The organism is Microbacterium sp. 69-10 (genome assembly GCF_001897945.1).
Taxonomy (GTDB): domain Bacteria; phylum Actinomycetota; class Actinomycetes; order Actinomycetales; family Microbacteriaceae; genus Microbacterium.
The window spans coordinates 95,102-97,620 of sequence record NZ_MKRT01000025.1 but is presented as its reverse complement, the minus strand read 5'-3'; the positions used below and the strand labels follow the sequence as shown (position 1 = coordinate 97,620).

At 70.0% G+C, this 2,519-nt stretch carries 4 protein-coding genes; 3 read left to right on the top strand and 1 reads right to left on the bottom strand.

Annotation, left to right across the window (positions count from 1 at the left end; genetic code table 11):
• Window positions 1-439 (top strand): ATP-binding cassette domain-containing protein (locus BGN97_RS13490; RefSeq protein ID WP_292702498.1); only part of this gene is annotated, 439 nt, incomplete at its 5' end.
• A complete protein-coding gene (locus BGN97_RS13485; protein WP_292702495.1) occupies window positions 432-950 on the top strand; it encodes a thioesterase family protein in 519 nt (172 codons plus the stop codon). The genes BGN97_RS13490 and BGN97_RS13485, both read left to right, overlap by 8 nt.
• 31 nt (window positions 951-981) lie before the next feature.
• On the opposite strand, the gene BGN97_RS13480 is transcribed toward BGN97_RS13485, so the two are convergent.
• Window positions 982-1,866: an acyl-CoA thioesterase II gene (locus BGN97_RS13480; protein WP_292702493.1), complete on the bottom strand. Its 885-nt coding sequence runs from the start codon at window positions 1,864-1,866 to the stop codon at window positions 982-984.
• A gap of 18 nt (window positions 1,867-1,884) precedes the next feature.
• Here BGN97_RS13480 and BGN97_RS13475 point away from each other — a divergent pair.
• The coding region (locus BGN97_RS13475; RefSeq protein WP_292702491.1) for a hypothetical protein at window positions 1,885-2,519 on the top strand (635 nt) is incomplete at its 3' end.

Genomic DNA, 2,519 nt, shown 5'->3' with positions numbered 1-2,519 from the left:
CACCGTCGGCAAGATCGAGATCCCCTCGCGCGCCTACGTGTCGAAGTTCGGCTTCAAGGGCCCCGACCAGCAGAAGAAGGCCGGCGTGCTCTCCGGTGGTGAGCGCAACCGCCTCAACCTCGCCCTCACGCTGAAGGAGGGCGGCAACCTGCTGCTCCTCGACGAGCCCACCAACGACCTCGACGTGGAGACGCTGAGCTCGCTGGAGAACGCGCTGCTGGAGTTCCCCGGCTGCGCCGTGGTCATCACGCACGACCGGTGGTTCCTGGACCGTATCGCCACGCACATCCTCGCCTACGAGGGCACCGACGAGAACCCGTCGCGGTGGCACTGGTTCGAGGGCAACTTCGAGGCCTACGAGAAGAACAAGATCGATCGGATGGGCCTGGAGGCGGCGCGCCCGCACCGCACCACGCACCGCAAGCTGCACCGTGACTGATTCCGAGAACGTGCAGGTGCCCGTCGAACGCATTCTGGACGACGGGCGTCTGCACATCCCCATCCAGCTGCGATGGGGCGACCTCGACGCGTTCAACCACGTCAACAACACGGCGATGCTGAAGCTGCTCGAGGAGGCGCGCGTGCGCGCCTTCTGGAAGCCGGCGCCCGGCGAGGTGGCTCCTCCCACGGCGATCCTCGACTCCGGGCTGTCCTACGGCATGCTCACGCTCATCGCGCGTCAGGAGATCGAGTACCTGGCTCCGGTGCCGTACCAGCGGCACCCGCTGGACATCCAGATGTGGTTCGGCAAGCTCGGCGGCTCCAGCATCGAGGTCTGCTACGAGGTGCGACCGGATGCCGCAGCCGAGTCGGACGTGCTGTACGCGCGCGCCACGACCGTGATCGTGCTCGTGGACGCCGCGTCGGGCCGACCCGTGCGGCTCACGCCCGAGATGCGCTCCGCATGGGAGCCGCTGGTCGGAGAGCCGCTGGAGTACCGGCGGCGCTGAGCGCACGGTCCAGGAACCGTGCTGCCCGGAGTCAGAGCTCCGGGACCCGCACCATGATCTCCTGCGCCACGGTGGCCATCAGGATGCCGTCGCGCGTGTAGACCCGGCCCTGCGCGAGGCCGCGGCCACCGCGGGCGTTGGGGGAGTTCTGCACGTACAGCATCCACTCGTCCACGCGGCCGAAGCGGTGCCACCACATGGCGTGGTCGAGGCTCGCGACCTTCAGTCCGGGCGTCTGCCACGTGATGCCGTGGCGACGCAGGATGGACTCCTGGATCGTCATGTCGCTGAGATACGCGAGTGCCGCCCGGTGCACGCGGGGATCGTCGGGCATCGGCGCCCGCATCCGCATCCACACCGCCTGCTGCGGCACGTGCTCACCGGCCACTTCGAGGAACAGCGGACCCGTCACATGGCGGATGTCGGCCGGGCGCTCGGCCAGCAGGCGTCCCGTGATCGGATGCACGGCGCCGATGAGCTCGTCGTCCGAGGGCAGCGACTCCGGGTCGGGGATGTCCTCCGGGAACGGCTCGGCATGGTCGACGCCGGGATCCTCGTCCTGGAACGACGAGATCATCGAGAAGATCGGCACACCGCCCTGGAACGCCTGAACGCGGCGCGTGGAGAAGGACCGGCCGTCGTGGATCCGGTCGACCGCGAACGTGATGCCCTGGGTGGCATCGCCGGGACGCAGGAAGTACCCGTGCATGGAGTGCACGATCCGGTCCTCCGGAAGCGTCCGCTCGGCGGCGACCAGCGACTGCGAGAGCACCTGACCTCCGTACACGCGGCCGGTCGGCATCGCGTGCGAGACGCCGGTGAAGATGTCCTCGGTGGTGCGGGCCTCGGAGGCGTCGAGATCGAGCACCTGGAGGAGCTGGCTGACGGACCGACGGGCGTTCTCCTGAGTGCTCACGCGACTAGTTTAGAAGGGATGACCAGACCTCTCGTTCTCGCCGACGCCGACACCGCCCGCGACGTGCTGACCTTCTCCGGCCGCGCGTCGAAGGCTGGGGCCGACGGCGTCCGCCTGCAGGCGACGGGCGGCGTGCTCGCCGTCACCTCCGCCGCGCTCGCCCCGCAGGGGCTGTTCGACCAGACGCCCACGATCCTGGCGATGCGCATCGTGCACGCCGATCCCGAGCTGAGCTGCGACCTGGTCGTGGAATCGCTGACGGAGGGGCCGAATCCCGATGAGCTGGCGCTGCCGGACACGGCGGTGTCGCCGGCCTGGGCGGGCATCGCCCCACCGCGGGGCGGATGGGAGCATGTGGCCGATCTCTCGGCCGGGCTGATCGCGGAGCGCGCGCTGTGGGGGATCTCCGCCGTCGCGCACGGCAGCACCGACGGCGCGGGAGAGGACGCCGTGCGGGCGCTCCGCGCCCGCATCTGGGGTGAGCCCGACGAGGACCTGCGCGGTCTTCCACGTGGTGTCGCCTTCGCCGCGCACGCCTTCGGGTTCATCGGCGGCGCAGAGCAGGTGCGCGTCACGCGGTCCGGGCGATGGACTCGTCTCGCCTTCGCGCGGGGACACGTGCTCAGCCGCGGCCGGGCGGTGACGGGACTCAC